The organism is Enhygromyxa salina, assembly GCF_000737335.2.
Lineage (GTDB): Bacteria > Myxococcota_A > Polyangia > Nannocystales > Nannocystaceae > Plesiocystis > Plesiocystis salina_C.
On sequence record NZ_JMCC02000043.1, the window covers coordinates 77937 to 96728 of the forward strand.

An 18792-nucleotide genomic window follows, 5' to 3' on the forward strand; every position below is an offset into this window, starting at 1 on the left:
CGCGACAGGCGTGAATGCGTCGTGCCGCACCCCATCGGTTACACTTCCGCGCATGAGCCACGGTTTGCCGACTCAGCCCGCCGAAGCATTCACCAAGCGCCGCCGCGCCCTCGCAGCCCAGCTCGACGGACCGGCGCTGTTGTTCTCGGGCGTGGCCCGGCCGATGAACTACCCGGCCAACATCTACCCGTTCCGCCCGGACAGCCACTTCTTGTACCTGACCGGCGCGTGGCTCGAGCACGCGGCGGTGTTCATTGATGGCGCCCGCGACATTCTGTTCATGCCCGCGCCAGACCCCGACGACGCGGTCTGGCATGGCCCCGGCCCCGGCTGGGCGGACATGCAGCAGGCCACCGGTGTCTCCGAGATCCGCGACATCGAGCAGCTGCCACAATTCTTGGCTTCTGCTCCCGCGACCGCGACCTTGCCCGCGATCGATGCGATCACGCGGTTTCACCAGGGCCGCATGCTCTCGCGCAGCTGGGCGGACCCCGGCACGCCCACCCAGCTCAACGAGCGCGACGGTGCGCTCGCCAACGCGATGATCGCGTCGCGCATGATCCACGACGCCGCCGCGCTCGAGCAGATGCGCGTCGCGGGCCAGGCCACCGTCGCCGCGCACACGGCCGGCATGGCCGCGACGAAGCCGGGCATGCGCGAGTCCGACGTGCGCGCGGCGATGGAGGCCACCTTGCTTGCCCGCGACATGACCACCGCGTACGGCAGCATCGTCACGGTCCACGGCCAGATCCTGCACTCGCGCGGCTACGACAACCCGATCGCCGCGGGCGACTTGCTGCTCGCCGACGTCGGCGCTTCGCACGGCGGCTGGGCGAGCGACGTCACGCGCACGTGGCCGGTGTCGGGGAAATTCTCGGCGACCCAGCGAACGATCTACGAGATCGTGTTGGCCTCGCAGCTGGCCGCGATCGACCTGGTCAAGCCCGGCGCTCGCTACCGCGACATCCACTTGGCCGCTGGACTGGTGATCGCCCAGGGGCTCGTCGACGAGGGCATCTTGAAGGGCGATCCCGAGGGCCTGGTCGAGCGGGGCGCCCACGCGATGTTCTTTGTCCACGGCCTTGGCCACATCATCGGCCTCGACGTGCACGACATGGAGGACCTCGGGGATCGGGCTGGCTACGCGCCGGGCCGCGAGCGCTCGAGCCAGTTTGGGCTGTGCTTCCTGCGTCTCGATCGCGACCTGCAAGCCGGCATGGCCGTGACGATCGAGCCGGGCTTTTACCAGGTCCCAGCGTTGCTGGCGCCCGGCTCCGAGCTGACCCAGCCGTTTGACGCCGACAACAGCCTGGATCGGGCGAAGCTGGCCAAGTTTGCCGACGTCCGCGGGATCCGAATTGAAGACGACGTGTTGGTGACCGCGACCGGCAACGAGGTGCTCACCCGCGCGCTCGCCAAGCGGCCCGACCAAGTCGAGGCCATGGTCGGGGTCGGGGTCGGCTGATCCCCACCGACGAGCGCTCAGATCGGGTTGACGTTGATCGGCCCGTTGTAGAGTCTAACCATCACTCGAACGGTGCCCGAGTTGTCATGATTGTTGCTGTCCCAATAATGCAGGGACAGCTTGCCGTCGGTCACCAGGGTCATCGTGAGGCTGGTGCCGATCCCAAAGTAGGTCTTGCCACCGTCGAGGCTGCCGACCAGCGCACCGTAGAGGAACGAGTGGTCGCCGCGGGTGTGTAGGCCGTAGTTGCCCCCAAGCGGATTCCCGAGCCCGTTGGCGTTGGACACCCGATCCTTGACGCCCGCGCTCCACCGATCATTGGGATCCGCGGAGATCTGCAGCAGCTGACCGGGGCGCACGGAGATCCCCGTGACGAGACCGGTGCCACCCGAGACGCTGTGCTCTTTGGCTTTGACTTGGAATACGCTGTTATGCATGGCAATTCGAGCTCTGTTGGCAATGTCATTCGTATGAATGGCAACCAGAACAATAGTCGTGGTCTCGCGAACGTCGACCGCGCCGCCCTCGAAAATCGTGCGCGCTTGGTCGCCGGGGATCGCATCTTCTTCTTGGCGCTCTACGAGCCCGTGACCTGCGATTTTTTCGAGGGCCGCGCGGACGCTGAGGATCAGTCCTCGGTCACGCTGTCGAGCCGCGCCTGGACGGTCGCATTGCCGGGCCGGATCTCGAGAGACTCGCGGTAGAGCTTGGCCGCGTAGGCGTAGGCCTCGCGGCCTTCGGCGACGCGCCCGAGATTGTAGAGCAGCGCGCCGTGCCCACCGCGGAAGACCCGGATCCCGGGGCCGCCGCTCGCTTCGGGCTACTGGATGATCCAGCGCTGGCTGTTGTTGTTCTGGGCCAGGCGGGTCACGACCGAGAAGTCCTGCTCCGGTACTTCGTGGGCATCGACGAAGCGGGCCGAGCTCAACTGCTGCAAGGTGAAGGTGTCGCCGCTGAAGTGCGACAGCACCCAGCGCTGGGTGTCGTTGGTCTGCGCTTCGCGGGTGACCACCGAATAGTCCTTGCTCTTTGTTTGGTGCGCGTCCATATACCTGCCCGAGCTGAGCTGCTGGATGGTGTACACCGCCGCCACCGGCTTGAAGCGCCATTGTTGGCTGTCGTTGGGCTGGAACTCGCGAGTGACGACCGAGTAGTCGTTTCCCTGGGTTTCGTGGGCATCGACAAATCGATCACTGCTCAACTGCTGAATGGTGTAGATGTTGCCGCTCGAGAATCCGGTGACCCAGCGTTGAGTGTCGTTGTTCTGAGGTGGGCGGGTCACCACCGAGAAGTCGGCCGCCATGTCTTCGTAGGCATCGAGGAAGCGGCCCGTGCTCAGCTGTTGCAGGGTCACGGTCGTCAGCGTGTTGGGGACGGGCAGGGCAACCCAGCGTTGGGTGTCGTTGAACTGCAGCTCGCGCGTCACGACCGAGAAATCATGCGGCATGTCCTCGTATGCGTCCATGTATCGGCCCGTACTGACCTGTTGGATCCTGTAGACGACGCCGACCGCGTTGAACTCCCAGCGTTGGGTGTCGTCGGGCTGGTACTCGCGTGTCACGACCGAAAAATCTGGGCCGGCGGACTGGTAGGCGTCGAGGAAGCGGCTCGTGCTCGCCTGCTGAACCCTGTAGACTCCCGGTTTGAGCGGCAGAATGACCGACTTCAGGCGCTGGTCATCCGTGTTGTCGTCAACACCGAGCGAGGTGACCTCGTCGGGACGCTGCGCGTCGAGTGTGTCGCGCCCCTCGACATCCAAGATGTCGTCAATGTTGTCAACCTCGTCGAGGCCGCATCCGCCAATCAGCAATAGTAGTGGCAATGCACCGAGCAGCAGGCTCATTCGCGCGTGGGTGTTCTTGGTGGCGGTCATGGCGATTGTCCTTCTCGCTGAGATGTTGGCGTGCTTAATTGTAGGTCGCATTGTGCTGACGCGCGCGCTGTCGCTCGGTCACCCTTTGCCGATTGTCTCGTCACCATTTCGTCACGATCACGCAGGCGCGCGCTCGAGCTCCCTGCGCAGGCGCCGAGCGACCCCACGTGCGTGGATGGTTCCAGGCTTCTCGTCGCTGCCCGCTTCCACGGAAGCCTCGGCAGTTCGATTCAGCGATGCGTGGACAGGATGTGGGCCGCTGAGTCGGGCCTGACGTTGGTTGGGTGCGTCGGGAGCGAGATCGATTGTCTTGGTATCGCCAACGTCGAAAGTCAGGCCTTCGGGGCAGGGGTCATCGCACGGGATGATCTGCGTGGCGAAGTCACCGGGTTGCTCGCCGATGACAACTCGAGCTTTCGGGCCTAGCAGCCCGTGGTGCAATGCCTCGCACCGCCTCGCTTGGTCTTTCCGCCGAGCTCTTCGTCGCCGAAACTTGCAGTACGCCCGGTACAGCTGCGTTTCGGCTCCTCAATCTCGACGAAAATCCCGGCGCGAGGCGACGCGATGCATTGCACCACGGGCTGCTAGAGCGCCGATCAGTTTGGAGTCGCGTCGTCAGGTGCGTCTGGGGCCGTTCCTGCCTAGGAGGGAGGCCGAAGCTGTATCCGGCATACTGCGAGCGCCGACCGACAACGGCAGGGGCGGTCCCAGATGTGCCTGGCGTCGTGAATTCAAACTGATTGGCGCTCTAGCCCTGCGGGGGCGGCAGCGGGTCCTGGCACACGCCGATCTCGAGGATCGTATAGATCAACACCAACTCTTGCGGCGACAGCCCAACATAATCAAAGAACTCCGCCGTGTGATAGCTGGTAAACTGGATCTTCCCGCACCCGTACTGCCCAGTCACGGTCAGCGGGTGAATGTCATTAACGGGAATATCAAACCCACCGCCGGGCCCCTCGAGCCACGCGGTGTGCCCCACGTTGACCATGTTGCCCTTGCCGTCATCAACGAGGATCTCCGGCAGCGGATATTGGATCCCCGACCAGTTGTCGACGGTCATCAGCTGCGGCAGCTGAAACAGCGTCGGGTGGTTCTCGTCGTTGAGCGGGTTGATGTCCTTGAGCGGCTCGGGCAGCGCCTCTAGCCAGGCGAGCATGCCGTCGTCGAGGACGTCGGCGAGCGAGTCGTAGGAGCCCAGATCCCCGTCGTTGCCGCCGTAGAAGTTTTGGTACTCCGGGAACGCGCCGCTCATCCACTCGTTGGCCCAGTCGGCGACGTACCAGCGCCCGCCGGCCTCGACCCATGAGCGCACGTTCTCGACGCCCTGCTGGTTGAGCGCGCTCAGGTGGGTGTCGCTCGAGCAGGGCACGAAGATCACGTGATAGCGAGCGAGGTTGGCCGGGTCCGAGACCAGCTGGGTCATGGTCCCCTGGGACACGAAGCCGTCCGTCGCGGGGTTGCGGCCGTTGTCCCACAGCTCGAAGCTCTCGGTGCCGGGGACCGTGGACTCGGTGAAGTTGGCGATCATCGTGTCGCCAAGCCCGAACTTTCCAAGCGCGTCTTCAATGCGATCGTAGCTGCCGTCGGCAACGGCGATCTTCGGGATGTACAGACCGTTGGCCGGATCCCACTCGCCCGGCAGCTCGACCATGGCGTCGGGCAGGTCGGTGGCACCCGGCGCAATGTCGATGTCCGTGATTCGCAGAAACTGGCCCTTTTGGACGACCAGGTACTTGCCAAGGCCCGAGTCGGTCTTGAGCGAGAAGTTGCCCTCGATGTCCGTCTCTGTGTAGTCGACCCCGCACTCGAGCTCGACACACTCGGCGCAATAGACCTGATCCGGGATCCCCTCGGGCGGCGTGTTGGTGGTGTAGACCAGCGCCCCGACCACGGGGATGGTGCCGTTGGGCGCGAACACGGTGCCAGTCAGTGTCGCGTTGCCGCCCCCACCCTCGCCGCAGCCGTCGCCCCCGTCGGGCGTGGCGAGCGTGTCGAACTTGGGACCTGTGCCCGCCGTGGGATCGGGATCCCCATCTCCGGTCGCGGGATCGCCGTCGCCGTCGCCGTCGCCGTCGCCGTCACCCGAGTTGTTGTTGGTGGTGTTGGACTCGTCGCCGTCGCCGTCGCCGTTGTCGTCGGTGGCGGGCTCGGTGGTCTGGAACCCCGGCTCACCGTCACCCTTGCACGCGAGCACCAGCGAGAGCGCGGCGGTTGACAGGAGCAGGGACGAGCGAAGCGACGGGCGGGTGAGCGGCATGCGAGTCTCCAAGTAACACAGTGACAGTACGAGAGAACGGGGTGTGAGGGCCACCACGCAGCGTATGTCGGAGCAAATTCGTCGGGTCGCCGCCGGCCACGCGCTGGCCGAGCGCGCGCTCCCTTGCTCGCAACCTTCGGCAGCGCTATCAATGAGGACGCGCGCGCCGGGTGCGCGATTGGCACCCTTCTCGAGAGACGCAAATGCAAGACGAAGTCCGAAGCCGCATCGACGAACTGGTCAAGAGCAACCGAGTGCTGCTGTTCATGAAGGGCAACAAGGTGTTTCCCAGCTGCGGATTCTCGGCGCAGGTCGTGCAAATCCTCAAGCACCACGGCGCGGAGTTCGAGACCGTCAACGTGCTCGCAGATCCCAGCGTGCGCGCGGGGATCAAGGAGTACTCGGACTGGCCAACGATCCCGCAGCTGTATGTCGATGGTGAGTTTGTTGGCGGCTGCGACATCATCACGGATCTGCACAACAGCGGCGAGCTTCAAAAGCTGCTCGCTGGTGGCGCGACCGAGGGCTGAGCGGGCGCCCCAACCCCACACTACGCCAGACGCGAAAACGGCCGCAGTCAGTGACTGCGGCCGTTTTCGTTGGAGCCGACTAGGGCCTCAGGGGTAGGTGCAAAGACCCACGCCCGGCTGGTTCGGGATGTCCTTGCAGGTCGCGGGGGACGTGCATGCGTCGTTGGCCGGGTCACACACGAGCGCGCAGTAGGTCATCATGTCCGGGGTCTGCAGCGCGCAGGCCGGGTTGGTGCCGACCGGGCCCGCGGGGCAGTCGGCGTCGACCGTGCACGGCTCGGAGCAGAAGCCACCCTCGATGCCCTCGACACCGATCGGCTGACCGGGCGGTTGGCAGGCGTTTGGATCCCAGGGGTCGCCGTCGCCGTCGCCCGTGGTCGGGTCGCCGTCGCCATCGCCATCGCCGTCGCCACCGAGGCCACAGATCCCCTCTGCGTCGCACGACAGGCCCTCGTCACACACACCCGCGTCGCAGGGGCAGCCGAAGGTTCCAACCGGGCAGCCCGTGTCGCCGTCGCCGTCACCCGTGGTACCGGGGTCGCCGTCGCCGTCGCCGTCGCCGTCGCCGTCGCCGGGGTCGCCGTCGCCGTCGCCCGTGGTGTCACTGGTGTCGTCGCCGTCGCCGTCGCCGTCGACGGAGGCGTTGGACGTGGGCCCCAAGCTGGTCAGCGTGTCGAATGGATCACCAGGATCAACCGAGCAGCCGATGAGTCCGGCGGTGAGGGTGAGGGTCGCGCAGGCAAGCAAGCTGGAAAAGGTTCGCATCATGAGTTCTCCAAAATTCTGGGTTGGGTCCGGCCGTGACCGAAGAGGCAGGCGTCATGTCACTGTTACATGAGGCGGACCCGTGTGGTCAAACCGCGCAAATGCCTCCAAGAGCCACGCCTAGAGGATGTTGCGGGGCTGCAGCGAAGCGGGCCGCACAGCTGAGTCCGGCCTGGACGCGACCCCGCAGATCAGTCAATGCTGCGCGTGAGCCGTGGATATTCGTTGTTTCACCGTCGGTTTGTTTCAGGTCAACACCTATTTGATCACGGATCCAGCGACGGGCGCGGCCGCGATCGTCGACACCGGTGAGTCCGAGCAGCTCGTCGAGCAGCTCGCCGCGCTCGACCCGTGCCCGGACATACGCGCGATCTTGCTGACACACGGGCACATCGACCACGCGGGCGCGCTCGCGTTGCTGCAAGCGCGCTACGACGTGCCAACCTACCTCCCGCGGGCCGAGCTGCCGCTGTTTCAGGCCTTGCCCCAGCAGGGTGATTGGTTCGGCATGCCCGAGCTCAACCGGCCGTGCGGGCGCATCGATCATCTGCTCGACGACGGTGATCGCGTTCAGCTTGGCGAGCTCGAGCTGCGATTTCTAGCGACGCCGGGCCACACCCCCGGCCAGGGTTGTTACTACGATGACAGCGACATCATCGTTGGCGACACCTTGTTCGCTGGCAGTGTTGGACGCACGGACTTTCCGATGAGCAACCCGGATCTCGCCCGCCACAGCCTGCGAAGGCTGCTCGATCTCCCCGGCCAGCTGCGGGTTCACAGCGGTCACGGCCCCGTCACCACGCTGGCCGCCGAGCTGCGCAGCAACCCGTTCTTGGGGTTCTTGCGGATCGAGCGGGGGATGGTGCGATCGTGAGCGCGGACCGGCCGTGCACGGCGTTGGTGTTGTCGGGCGGCGGCGCGCGGGGGGCCTACGAAGTTGGCGTGCTTCGCTATGTACGCGAGCGGCTTGGCAGCGCGGACACGCAGTTCGACGTGATCACCGGGACCTCGGTTGGGGCGATCAACGGGGCCTACATCGCGGCCACCTGTGATCGTCCCAAGGCCCAGGCTCGCGCGCTACAAAAAGTCTGGTCGCAGCTCACGATCAACCGCGTCTACGATTTTGGATGGTCACAGCTGCGGTCGCTCCCGCGCGTGTTGTTTGGCCGCAACCTGCCCAAGACACCCCACGGCGGCCGGGTTGGCGGGCTCGTGGACTCCACCGCGTTCGCGCAGCTCGTGCGCGAGCAGATCCCGTGGCGGGGCCTGACAGAGAACCTTGCGAGCGGCAAGCTGCGGGCGTTCTCGGTCACCGCGACCGAGGTCGCCACGGGGATCTCCACGGTCTTCGTTCAGGCGGGTCGGCGGCGCGTCGACCCATGGCCAGAGGGCCCGAACGAGACGGTCGTGCGCACGGGGATCACCGCGGCACACACCCTGGCTTCGGCCGCGATCCCGGTGTTGTTTCCGGCCGTCAAGATCGGGGATCAGTTCTACGTTGACGGCGCGCTGCGTCAGAACACTCCGCTGCGCCCGGCGATCCGCCTGGGTGCCAAGCGGATGCTGGTGATCGGCCTGCGCCACAGCGAGTCCCCCGCCGAGCGGCGCGTCCGCCAGCGCGCCGAGGCCGAGACCGCCTACCCCAACGCGTTCTTCTTGCTCGGCAAGCTCATGAACTCGTTGATGCTCGACAAGGTCGAGACCGATCTCGATCGGATCGAGCAGACCAACCAGATCCTGCGAGCGGGCGCCAACGAGTTCGGCCCCGACTTCGCGCAGCGACTCAGCGACGCCGTCGGCCGCGAGAAACCCTGGCAGGCGGTCGAGACCCTGGTGATCCAGCCCAGCGAAGACCTTGGCCGCATCGCCTGGGAGGTCGTCCGCGACGCCCGACTGCGCGGCTACGACGGGATCGTCCCCTCTTTGATCCGCCGCTCGGTCGAGGCCGACGAGCGCGTCGAAGGGGGCGAGAGCGACCTCGCCTCGTACCTCCTGTTCGAGCCCGAGTTCATCAACCGCATCATCGAGCTCGGCTACGCCGACGCCGCCCGCCACCACGACCAACTCATGCACTTGTTTAGGCCCGAGTCGGCCTGAGCGACTGGGGTATGAGAAGAAGCGAGAGACCGCGGACAAATCACGTGTGATTTGTCCGCGGTGTCGTTCCCCATTCGGCCCGACCGAAGGGCCTGAGCGAAGCGAAGGTGTCGACGCGCGCGGAGGCGAAGCCGAGCACGGGTCGAGTCGGGGCGACTGGGGTATGAAAGCCCAACATGATCAAGCTCACCTGACGGGGGGGTCCTGCGCGCTGCGCCATTAACTAACGTCGAGCCGATGCCCTACAAGCTCGTCACGCTAGGTGGAGATGGAACCGGTCCCGAAGTCATGGCCGAAGGCCTGAAGGTCCTGCGCGCGGTCTCGGTGCCGCTCGGGATCGAGTGGGAGATCGACGACATCCCGTGCGGCGGGCAGTACTACCTCGAGCACGGTGATCTCGACTGGCCCGCGGACTCGCCCGAGCGCTGCAAGGCGTCGGATCTGATCTTGCTTGGCGCGGTTGGCTGGCCCGACCCCAAGGGCACCGGCGGCCCGGTGCTCATGCGTGACGGCAAGATGGCCGGGTTCTCGCCGGTGATCGGCAACCGCATGCGCCTGAACCTCTACGCCAACGTGCGGCCGATCAAGCTGTACCCCGGCGTGCAGCACCGGATCCACGGCGGCCACAAGCAGGTCTGGGAGCCCGGCAAGGTCGACATGGTGATCATCCGCGAGAACACCGAGGGCCTGTACGCCCCAACCGGCGGCAAGCTCAGCCCCGGCGGCGTCGCGGACGTCGCAATCGACACCCGCGTGATCACCCGGCGCGCTTCAGAGCAGGTGATCCGCCACGCGTTCGAGCTGTGCAAGCGCCGGGGCGAGCTCGGCACCGGTGGCGCGCCCAAGGACGGCAAGCTGCGCGTCACCGCGATCATCAAGGACAACGTGCTGCACGGCTGCCAGCTGTTCCGCGACGTGTTCTTCGAGATCGGCGCCGAGTACCCCGAGATCGAGAAAGACACGGCGATCGTCGACGCGTTCACGCAGTGGCTGATCGGCCAGCCCGAGTATTACGACGTGTGCGTGACAACCAACATGTTCGGCGACATCGTCACCGACCTGGCTTCCACGCTGCAGGGCGGCATGGGCATGGCCGTGGGTGCCAACACTGGCAAGGACCACGCGATGTTCGAGCCGATCCACGGCAGCGCGCCCAAGCACGCGGGCAAGGACAAGGTCAACCCGATCGCCATGATCCTCTCGGTCAAAGAGGGGCTCGAGTGGCTGGGCGGGCAAAAGAGCGACCCACGGCTGACCAAGGCCGCCGCCGCGGTCGAGGCCGCCGTCGTCGAGGTGCTCGAGGCCGGCAAGCCGCTCACCTATGATCTGGTCGGCAACGAGGCCGCCGCCAAGTGCAGCGAGGTCGGCTCGGCGATCGCCGAGGCCGCCGGGCGCCGCGTGGGGTGAGCGTTCTCGAAGATCCGCGCCTGCGGCCCTATCGAGACTTGCAGGGCCGGATCGCAAAGCCGGACCCAGATCGCTTCCTAGATCGCTTCATCGTCGAGGGCGCTCTCGCGGTCGAGCGGCTGCTGGCGACGCGAGGCCCAGCCGCCCAGGCGCTGGGCGTCGCCGCGCTGGAGGTCGAGTCGGTGGTGTGCACCCCCAGCCAGCGCGCGAGGCTGGCGCTCCCCGCCGCGCTCCCCGTGATCGAGCTGTCGAAGCCGCAGCTGTCCGAGCTGGCCGGGTTCGCGTTTCATCGCGGGGTGCTGGCCTGCGCGCGACGACCCGCGGCGCAGCGCGAGCTCGACCCTGAAACGCTCGCGCGCTTGCGAGGGCGCGAGCGCGTCACGATTGTCGTCGCCGAGGGCCTCGCGGATCCACGCAACCTCGGCGCGCTTGTTCGCAACGTCGCCGCGTTCTCGGCCGACCTGCTGATCGCCGACGCGCGCGGGGCCGATCTGTATTCGCGGCTCGCGATCCGGGCCAGCGTTGGCAACGTGTTTCGGGTCCCGTGCCTGGTCAGCGACGCGCTGCCCAGCACGATCGTCGCCCTCGCCCGCGAACTCTGCGCGAAGATCATCGCCGCGACGCCCGAGCCCACTGCCGCGCTGGTCCACCAATTTGAACCCCCCGCGAAGCAGATCCTGTTGGTCGGCAACGAGGGGGCAGGGCTCTCGCCCGAGCTGCTCGCGTGTGCCGACCATCGCGTGCGGATCCCGGTCGCGGACGGCTCGGACTCGCTCAACGTGGCCGCCGCGACGGCGGTGCTCTTGTTCGCTCTGTCTGCGCGAAGCTAGTGCGGCACTAGAGCGCCGAGTGCAGCGTTTGCGCATCGATCGCGCCGGGGATCGGCGTCATGAGCTGCTGGGTCAGCGCGGCCGCCGAGTCATCCCCGTCCGCATAGAAGTCTGGCCAACAAGTCCTCAACTCGTCGACGGCGAGGCCCACGCAGATGTCCCGTTCATCGCCGCAGCCACGGGTTGCGCACTTCTTCAGGTCGCCAAGGATCCGGCCGAAGTCCCCGCAAGGCTCGGTGTAGGTCTCGTCGGCGATGATCGCCTCGAGGTAGAGCGAGTAGCCCTCGCACGACTTCTTGCAGTTCTTGACCTCGTTCCAGATCTCCATTGAGTCTGGGCAATCACACTGGGCCTTGCACAGCTTCTCCAGGGTGTTCGCGGCTCGACTCGCGTCGCTGCCACACCCGGCCACGCTGAACATCAAGACGCCGACCGCAGTTGGGATACTGGTTCTCATGGTCGGAAGGCTACCCACACGTCGCCCCAGCGTGCAATATCGCAAGCTCACGGAGCAATCACCGATGTTCGAGCAAGCCAAAGACCACTACGCCCAGATCCTCACCGAGATTGAACAGGCCGGCCTGTACAAGCACGAGCGGATCATCAATTCGCCACAGGGTGCCGAGATATCGGTCGCGGGCGACGGTCAGCCGGTCCTCAACTTCTGCGCGAACAACTACCTGGGCCTGTCCAGTCACCCCGACACGATCGCGGCCGCCCGCGCGGCCCTCGACGAGCGCGGCTACGGGATGTCCAGCGTGCGCTTCATCTGCGGCACGCTCGACAAGCACAAGCAGCTCGAGGACGCGCTGACCAGCTTCCTGGGCACCGAAGACACGATCCTCTACAGCTCCTGCTTCGACGCCAACGGCGGGCTGTTCGAGACCCTGCTGACCAAGGAGGACGCGATCATCTCCGACGCGCTCAACCACGCGTCGATCATCGACGGCATCCGGCTGTGCAAGGCCGAGCGGCACCGCTACGCCAACTCCGACATGGCCGAGCTCGAGCAGGCGCTCAAAGCCACGCAGGGCAAGCGCCTGCGCATGATCGCCACCGACGGCGTGTTCAGCATGGACGGCAACATCGCCAAGCTCGATCGGATCTGCGATCTCGCCGAGCAGTACCAAGCCATGGTCATGGTCGATGACAGCCACGCGACCGGCTTCATCGGCAAGACCGGCCGGGGCACCCACGAGTACAACCAGGTCATGGGGCGGGTCGACGTGATCACGTCCACGCTTGGCAAGGCGCTCGGCGGGGCCTCGGGTGGGTTCACCTCGGGCCGCAAGCAGATCGTCGATCTGCTGCGCAACCGGTCGCGGCCCTACCTGTTCTCGAACTCGCTCGCGCCAATGATCGTCTCGGCGAGCCTCGCGGTCATGCGCACGCTCAGCGCCAGCACCGAGCTGCGCGACAAGCTCGAAGCCAACACCAAGCAGTTCCGGGAGGGGGTCACCGCCGCCGGGTTCGCGCTGCAACCTGGTGACACACCGATCGTCCCGATCATGCTTGGCGAGGCCCGGCTCGCCGTCGAGTTCGCCGACAAGCTGCTGGCCGAGGGCATCTACGTGATCGGTTTCTGCTACCCGGTCGTCCCCAAGGGCCAGGCGCGGATCCGGGTGCAGTTGTCCGCCGGCCACTCGAGCGACCAGATCGAGCGGGCGGTCAGCGCCTTCACCAAGATCGGCAAGCAGCTCGGGGTCCTTTGACTCCTGCGAAGGGTGATAGTCTCTGATCGTGGGACTGTTCGACTCGATGCTCGCGGCGCTGGGTCTGCGCAATGACACGACGCCGGTCGGCGATGAGCAGCCGACGCCCGTCGATCCCGCGCGCGACCTGGCGCTCGAGCAGCAAGACGACGCCGCCAGCTTCGACTTCGCGGCCGACATCGCCCGCTACTTCACCGCCGAGTTTCGGGTCGACACGGCGTGGAGCAGGCCCGCGCGCCGCGACGGGCTGTTTGCCGAGTACGGGATCCGCGATGTCGCCCACTGGTACCAGGTCAAGGCCACGTTCGCGCGCTGGCTCGAGTCGCCCGACGGCAAGTCCAAGTATCCAACCGAGGATGCGCTGATCCAGGCCCGACTGACGACGACGCAGACCATGGGCGTCGACGACCTCGACCTGCTGCCTTGAGCTCACGCCGGTCCGCCGAGAGTCGCACGGCGTGGAAGTTCGTCCCCGGACGCCAGATACGACGCGGCGGGTGGAGCCAGAGTCGGGTGCCAGGTACCGGCGACGGGCCGCTCGCACGGAGCCGCCGGGATCTGCCACGCGCGGATGCGGCTGGTGGAGCTGGGCGGGGACGCGACGCTTCGGGTGTCCGCCGTGTGCAGCGCCAGGCGGCGAGGCGGTTTCGACTGGGGCCACGCTTTCGACGGGAAGTGAGCTCGGTGCTGCGCACGCGCTCGTTCGACGTCGGTGTCGACGCCGGAAAGCTGGTCTTCGAGCTCAGCAGCAACCCGTCGTTTCGTACGGCGATGCGAAGCTCACGGATCACCGAACCCGCGCGAAGCGTCGCTCGATTCGCTCGAGGTGGCGCACACGCTGCGCCTGGGTGCGGGTCTCCATTGCGTGCAAGCACAGCCAGATCCTGGTGCAGCGGATCGCAAACCCCAGCCGAAGCGCGCGCAGGAGCAACCGCTTGCCCGCGGAGCCCGACAGCGCCATCACCCAGCGCGGCGTGCCCGTCGAGGTCACCCCGGCGATGAGTCGAATGTGACGAAGCATCGACGCGGGGGCGTGCTGTCCAGGCCCGGGCAGGGTGAAGGACACGCCGGGTACGAACACACGCTCGAGCCAGCCCTTGAGCAGGGCCGGGACCGAGAACAGCCAGGTTGGGTAGACAAACACCAAGCCCTCGGCCCAGCGCAGGCGCTCGGCGTGACGGGCCGTGTCCGGCGGATCGAGCTCACTCGGCGTGGTCATGTAGACCTGCCACTCGGCCTCGTCGATCACCGGGTTGAAGCCCTCGGCGTAGAGATCGATCACCTCGACCTCGTGACGACCGCGGGCGAGACCGGCGAGCACACGCTCGAGCATGGCGTGACAGAAGCTGTCCGCGTGCGGGTGACAGTAGACGACGAGGATGCGCATGGCTTTCCAGCTGACCGGTGAGCGTGATTCAAGGATTCTAGGGGGCCAATGATGCCCTCGCATACAAACGGCCCCTTGGGAACGAGCGAAGCGAGTGACCGCGAAGTGGGAAGCCGCCTGTGGGGGTCATGAGGAGCCCCCTTCTAGGGGGCCAATGATGCCCTCGCATACAAACGGCCGCTTGGGAGCGAGCGAAGCGAGTGACCGCGAAGTGCGAAGTCGCCTGTGGGGGTCATGAGGAGCCGATCCGACGGTAGGCCTCGAGGTAGCCCTCGGCCCGACGCATGTGATCCGGCTGCAGACGCATCGCCGTACGCAGCGCAGCGCAGAGCAGCCGCGCGCGTCGCTGCGTGCGTGGGCTCCAGTCGAGCCCGTAGGCGTCGCGCAGGTGGGGAGGCAGCCAGCCGGTCGTCATGTCGCGCACGGCGAGGAACATCAGCCGGCGAGGATCCACCCGACGCGCGACGGTCGCGACGCCACTGGGCAGCCAGCTGAGGTCGACGGTCTGCCCAAACAGCTCGAACACGAGCGGCAGCTCGCTCGGCGTCACCACGCTCGCCGCGGCCTTGCGACCTTGGTCCCCAACCGCGGTCCGCGGGCCTTGGTACATCATGCGCATATAGGCCTCGTGCCCGGCCCAGTCCCGCGCGAGGGCGCGCTCGGGGATCCCGAACATCGCGGCGAGGCGCGGCAGCTCGCGTATCAGTTGGTCCTTGTGTTCGCGCGACAGGGGCCTGACGAGCTCCCCGTACAGGAGCACGGCGGTGTCGACGATCGTCATCAAGACCCACAGTAGCGCCTCGAGATCGTTGCCCTCGTAGGGGTCGCCCTGTTGGTACACACCCGCGCCCTGATCCAGCATCCCGCTGACGGCCTCGTGCTTGCGGTGCAGCTTCATAGCGAGCTCGCGGGCCTGATCGACGGTCCCAAACACCACGCCATCGACGAAGGCGATCGTCGTTTGCAGGCGCAGCCCAACGTCGGCCTTGGAGTTGTTGACCAGCGCAGCGGCGACTCCGGGGTGGGAAGCTTGCAGGAGGTTGGCCCGCATGGCGCCGAACCACACGGCCTTTTGTGAGTAGAGCTCCCAGCTGATCGTGTCGGGACCAAACAGGCCGACGTTGGGATCGACGACGTCGAAGACGTCTCGCATCGAGCGGTCGAGCTCGTCGGCGTCGACGACTCGCTCGAGGGGGGCTGGGTGTGGGTCCGGCGGGTTTTTCATGGAGGACTCGAAGCTGTTAGTGTGAACGTCTGGAACGAGCATGTCAGGGCGCGACCCACTCGACGTAGATGAGGCCCGCCGGGTGTTGCCAACGCTGGCCGTGCTCGCAGATCTCGAGCTCGAAGTCGGCGCGACCAGCGAGGTCCGCAAGCAGTCGTTCGCGCCGGGCGAGATCGTGATCGCGGCGGGCGAGCGCGGCGACGCTTGCTACTTCATCCTCGACGGCCAGGCCCGGGTCCGCAACGGCGAGCGAACCTTGTCGCTGCTCAACCCCGGTCACTGTTTTGGCGAACTCGCCGTGCTGTCCAACGCCCCGCGCTCGGCGACGGTCGAAGCCGAGGGGCCGCTCGTGGTCCTGCGCGTGGAGGCGCAGCGCTTTCGTCGATGGTACCTGTGTCATCCGCCGCTCGAGAGTCTGCTCGGGACGTTGCAGCAGATGTACCAACGCCCGGAGGGGGGCCTCGTCACGATCCACCGCGGCGAGCATGACGGCCACCCGTGTGTCAGCTCGGTCCGGGAGCTGGCCAACGGTCGGGCGATGATGAGCACCCAGCTGATCGGCCGCAAAGTCCTGATCTTGTCGGTCTCTGGCCCGCACGAGGGCGACGCGCGGACCGTCGAGCACGCGGGCGCCGAAGCCCCCGGCGAGCGCGTGGGGGCCAGCCGAACGCTGCATCTTCGCGGGGGCGTCCCCGTCAGCGCCGAGATCGTCGGCGGGGTCGAGGGCGTCGATCACCTCGTCGCGCGCATGGTGATGGGCCGAAGCCTGCGCGAGGCCGAGCTGGCGCGATTTCGCTGGACCGGTACGACCGCGGCGGCCCAGGCCTCGTCGGGCCTGTTGTGCCCCTGCGTGGGCCTGACGATCGCCCAGGCGCGAACGCTACTTGGCCAAGACGGCGCCACCGATCTCGCGCAGCGCTGCGGAGCGGGATCGATCTGCGGCAATTGTCGGCCCAAGCTCGAGTCGATTCGCAACGGGTCCACTCACGACGGGCGCGACGCGCCGAAGCTCGGTCCCCGCCAACGCTTGCGCCGACTCCTCGGTCGCGGATGAGCGTTCGTCTCGACCGTCCAAGACCGTCCAGACTGACAAGACGGTCGCGACGACGGTCCGCCGACACTGGCTGGTCTACGTGTTCGTGTGGGCGCGGTCGATCGCGGCGCCTGGCACTCGGGCGGCGTTGGTACACGACTTGCTCAAACGCAGAGCGATGTCCGAGACAGCGCTCCCCCAGCTCGACGCCAAGCGCCTGCGTGAACTGTCTGTGCTCCAGCCCTGGAAGAGCCTCGCGCTGATCGCCATGGAGTGGGTCGCCGTCTCGACCGTCGCGGTGCTGTGCTGGCAGCACTGGCACCCCGCGCTCTACGTCCTCGCGGTGATGTTCATCGGGGCGCGGCAGCACTCGCTCGCGGTGATGATGCACGAGGGCGTCCACTTCCGGCTCGCGCGAGACAAGCAGCTCAACGACTGGATGGCCGAGCTGCTGTGCGCCTGGCCGCTCTTGTTCGTCAGCACCCACGCCTACCGCCGCACGCACTTCACCCATCACAAACACACGGGCACCGCGATCGACCCGGACCTCGACCGCAGGCACCACGCTGCGTTTGTGTTTCCACGACCGCGCCGCTCGATCCTGCGCTGGCTCGTGGTCTCGACCCTCGGCGGCGGCGCCGTTCGCATCGGCCGCTTCATGTTCACGATGGAGTCGAGCGCGAAGCCAAGGAGTGACCGAAGGTTTGCGATCGCCCGGGTCCTGTTCCTCGCCAGCTTGGCCCTGGTCCTGACCTTGACCCACGCGTGGCTCGCGTTCTTGGTCATGTGGGTCGTGCCCCTGCTGACCTGGGCGATCACGGCGCAGGAGATCCGCACGATCGCCGAGCACGACGGTATCCCGGCCCGGCCCGGCGACTACGGTCTGACCCGCACGACCTTGCCGACCGTCTTCGATCGCCTGTTCGTGCTCAGCCAAGGCATCAACTACCACTTCGAGCACCACCTGTACCCCAGCGTTCCAACCTACAACCTCGCCGCCCTGCATGAAGCCTTGTGCGAGGACCCGGAGCACCGCGCCAACCTTCACGTGACCCGCGGCTACCATCGCGTGCTGTTGGTAGAGTGCGCGAGCTGATCACCCCAACCGCTGGAGCGTCATCATCGACTACCTCATCACAGGCGCGACCGGTTGGATCGGTCGCTTCGTCGTCGAACGCCTGCTCGAGCGCGAGTCGGCGCGGCTGTGGCTGCTGGTCCGACCGTCAACGGCAAGGCGCGAGGCCGAGCAGCTCGAGATCTGGCGGCAGCGTGGGGACGTCCGCGTGCTCGAGGGCGATCTAAACGCGCCGCGGCATGGGCTTGGGCTGAGCGACGACGCGGTGGCGGAGATCGCCTTCGACCACGTGTTTCACCTCGCGGCTGGTTTCGCGCTGCGCCCCGAGGCCAACGAGCTCGACCGGATCAACGTTGGCGGGACCCGGGCGCTGATCACCTGGCTGCGCGCGCGTGGGTTCGCGGGTGTGTTTCACTACGTGTCCTCGATCGCCGCCGCGGGCGACCACCGCGGCCTCGTCCGCGAGGACGAGCTCGACCTCGGGCAGACGCTCCACCACCCCTATCACCGCTCGAAGTACGACGCCGAGCAGCTCGTCCGCGGCCTCGAACAACTGCGCTGGCGAATCTACCGCCCGAGCGCCGTCGTCGGCGACAGCCGCACGGGCTACATGATCCGCTCGGACGGCTCGTACTTCCTGTTCTCGATGGCCCGCCGCCTGTCCCGGCTCCCGGCTTGGGTTCCGGTGATCAACCCGCGACCGGGTGCGCTCAACATGGTGCCGGTGGACTTCGTGGCTGCGGCCCTCGACGCCCTCGCCCACGCGCCGGGCTGGGACGGACGGACCTTTCACATCGTCGATCCAGATCCGCCCTCGATGCTCGAGACCTTCAACATGCTGTCGGCGCTCGCCGGTGGGCCGCGCATGGTCTGGACCCCCGATCCTCAACCCTCGCGGCCTGGATTGGCGCGGCTGCTCTCGCCCGTTGTCGCGCTGCGCGATCGCGTGCTCGCGGCCGTCGGCGTGCCCGTCGCAGCGTGGAAAGCATCGAACTTCGAGGTCAGCTTCGCGACGGACAACATCGACGCCGCGCTCGCCGGCACCGGGCTCCGCTGTCCACCGCAGCGTGAATATCTGGCCCAGCTGTGGGACTACTGGGCGCACAACCTCGATCCTGATCGCCGCAGCTAGA

General features: G+C 66.8%; 19 protein-coding genes. 12 read left to right on the forward strand and 7 right to left on the reverse strand.

Annotated features, from left to right (window positions below; translation table 11 throughout):
* The first annotated feature begins 52 nt into the window (after positions 1–52).
* The gene (locus DB30_RS17600; protein ID WP_052550383.1) at positions 53–1465 is read left to right on the forward strand and encodes an aminopeptidase P family protein; all 1413 of its coding nucleotides are present in this window, start codon (positions 53–55) and stop codon (positions 1463–1465) included.
* Between the two features lie 17 nt (positions 1466–1482).
* On the opposite strand, the gene DB30_RS17605 is transcribed toward DB30_RS17600, so the two are convergent.
* Complete coding sequence (locus DB30_RS17605; protein WP_052550384.1) at positions 1483–1902, reverse strand: hypothetical protein; 420 nt, start codon at positions 1900–1902, stop codon at positions 1483–1485.
* Between the two features lie 33 nt (positions 1903–1935).
* On the opposite strand from DB30_RS17605, the gene DB30_RS17610 reads away from it, so the two are divergent.
* A complete protein-coding gene (locus DB30_RS17610; RefSeq protein WP_052550386.1) occupies positions 1936–2169 on the forward strand; it encodes a hypothetical protein in 234 nt (77 codons plus the stop codon).
* A 116-nt stretch (positions 2170–2285) separates the two neighbouring features.
* Here the strand turns inward: DB30_RS17610 and DB30_RS17615 are convergent, their stop codons facing one another.
* Both DB30_RS17615 and DB30_RS17620 read right to left on the reverse strand, forming a co-directional pair.
* Positions 2286–3338 (reverse strand): RICIN domain-containing protein, encoded by a 1053-nt coding sequence (locus DB30_RS17615; protein ID WP_052550388.1) that lies wholly within the window; start codon positions 3336–3338, stop codon positions 2286–2288.
* A gap of 748 nt (positions 3339–4086) precedes the next feature.
* Complete coding sequence (locus tag DB30_RS17620) at positions 4087–5598, reverse strand: hypothetical protein (protein ID WP_052550390.1); 1512 nt, start codon at positions 5596–5598, stop codon at positions 4087–4089.
* 203 nt (positions 5599–5801) lie between these two features.
* On the opposite strand from DB30_RS17620, the gene grxD reads away from it, so the two are divergent.
* The gene (gene grxD / locus DB30_RS17625; protein ID WP_052550392.1) at positions 5802–6128 is read left to right on the forward strand and encodes a Grx4 family monothiol glutaredoxin; all 327 of its coding nucleotides are present in this window, start codon (positions 5802–5804) and stop codon (positions 6126–6128) included.
* 87 nt (positions 6129–6215) lie between these two features.
* On the opposite strand, the gene DB30_RS41525 is transcribed toward grxD, so the two are convergent.
* The gene (locus DB30_RS41525; RefSeq protein WP_052550394.1) at positions 6216–6896 is read right to left on the reverse strand and encodes a hypothetical protein; all 681 of its coding nucleotides are present in this window, start codon (positions 6894–6896) and stop codon (positions 6216–6218) included.
* Positions 6897–7107: 211 nt separating this feature from the next.
* Between DB30_RS41525 and DB30_RS17635 the strand changes: the two genes are divergently transcribed.
* From DB30_RS17635 to DB30_RS17650, 4 genes are all read left to right on the forward strand, one after another.
* Complete coding sequence (locus tag DB30_RS17635) at positions 7108–7767, forward strand: MBL fold metallo-hydrolase (protein ID WP_052550395.1); 660 nt, start codon at positions 7108–7110, stop codon at positions 7765–7767.
* Entirely contained in the window at positions 7764–8990 is a 1227-nt protein-coding gene (locus DB30_RS17640; RefSeq protein ID WP_165703822.1) for a patatin-like phospholipase family protein, read from the forward strand. The genes DB30_RS17635 and DB30_RS17640 overlap by 4 nt, the downstream gene beginning before the upstream one ends.
* A 237-nt stretch (positions 8991–9227) precedes the next feature.
* The gene (locus tag DB30_RS17645; RefSeq protein WP_146659376.1) at positions 9228–10397 is read left to right on the forward strand and encodes an isocitrate/isopropylmalate dehydrogenase family protein; all 1170 of its coding nucleotides are present in this window, start codon (positions 9228–9230) and stop codon (positions 10395–10397) included.
* Positions 10394–11227 (forward strand): TrmH family RNA methyltransferase, encoded by an 834-nt coding sequence (locus DB30_RS17650; RefSeq protein WP_165703823.1) that lies wholly within the window; start codon positions 10394–10396, stop codon positions 11225–11227. Before DB30_RS17645 ends, DB30_RS17650 begins: the two co-directional genes overlap by 4 nt.
* A gap of 7 nt (positions 11228–11234) precedes the next feature.
* On the opposite strand, the gene DB30_RS17655 is transcribed toward DB30_RS17650, so the two are convergent.
* Complete coding sequence (locus DB30_RS17655; protein ID WP_146659378.1) at positions 11235–11684, reverse strand: hypothetical protein; 450 nt, start codon at positions 11682–11684, stop codon at positions 11235–11237.
* 64 nt (positions 11685–11748) lie between these two features.
* On the opposite strand from DB30_RS17655, the gene kbl reads away from it, so the two are divergent.
* On the forward strand, positions 11749–12939 hold the full coding sequence (gene kbl / locus DB30_RS17660) for a glycine C-acetyltransferase (protein WP_052550461.1): 1191 nt from the start codon (positions 11749–11751) through the stop codon (positions 12937–12939).
* A gap of 28 nt (positions 12940–12967) precedes the next feature.
* Entirely contained in the window at positions 12968–13366 is a 399-nt protein-coding gene (locus DB30_RS17665) for a hypothetical protein (protein ID WP_052550403.1), read from the forward strand.
* A gap of 360 nt (positions 13367–13726) precedes the next feature.
* Here DB30_RS17665 and DB30_RS17670 read toward each other — a convergent pair whose 3' ends face one another.
* Both DB30_RS17670 and DB30_RS17675 read right to left on the reverse strand, forming a co-directional pair.
* On the reverse strand, positions 13727–14326 hold the full coding sequence (locus tag DB30_RS17670) for an NAD(P)H-dependent oxidoreductase (RefSeq protein ID WP_052550405.1): 600 nt from the start codon (positions 14324–14326) through the stop codon (positions 13727–13729).
* 232 nt (positions 14327–14558) lie between these two features.
* Entirely contained in the window at positions 14559–15551 is a 993-nt protein-coding gene (locus DB30_RS17675; protein WP_052550407.1) for an oxygenase MpaB family protein, read from the reverse strand.
* A 40-nt stretch (positions 15552–15591) separates the two neighbouring features.
* On the opposite strand from DB30_RS17675, the gene DB30_RS17680 reads away from it, so the two are divergent.
* The 3 genes from DB30_RS17680 (at position 15592) to DB30_RS17690 (ending at position 18791) form a co-directional block, all read left to right on the forward strand.
* Positions 15592–16605, forward strand: a complete 1014-nt coding sequence (locus DB30_RS17680) for a cyclic nucleotide-binding domain-containing protein (protein ID WP_146659382.1) — start codon at positions 15592–15594, stop codon at positions 16603–16605.
* A gap of 157 nt (positions 16606–16762) precedes the next feature.
* Positions 16763–17680, forward strand: a complete 918-nt coding sequence (locus tag DB30_RS17685) for a fatty acid desaturase family protein (protein ID WP_146659384.1) — start codon at positions 16763–16765, stop codon at positions 17678–17680.
* Positions 17681–17717: 37 nt separating this feature from the next.
* Positions 17718–18791: an SDR family oxidoreductase gene (locus tag DB30_RS17690; RefSeq protein ID WP_276204364.1), complete on the forward strand. Its 1074-nt coding sequence runs from the start codon at positions 17718–17720 to the stop codon at positions 18789–18791.
* Position 18792 lies beyond the last annotated feature (1 nt).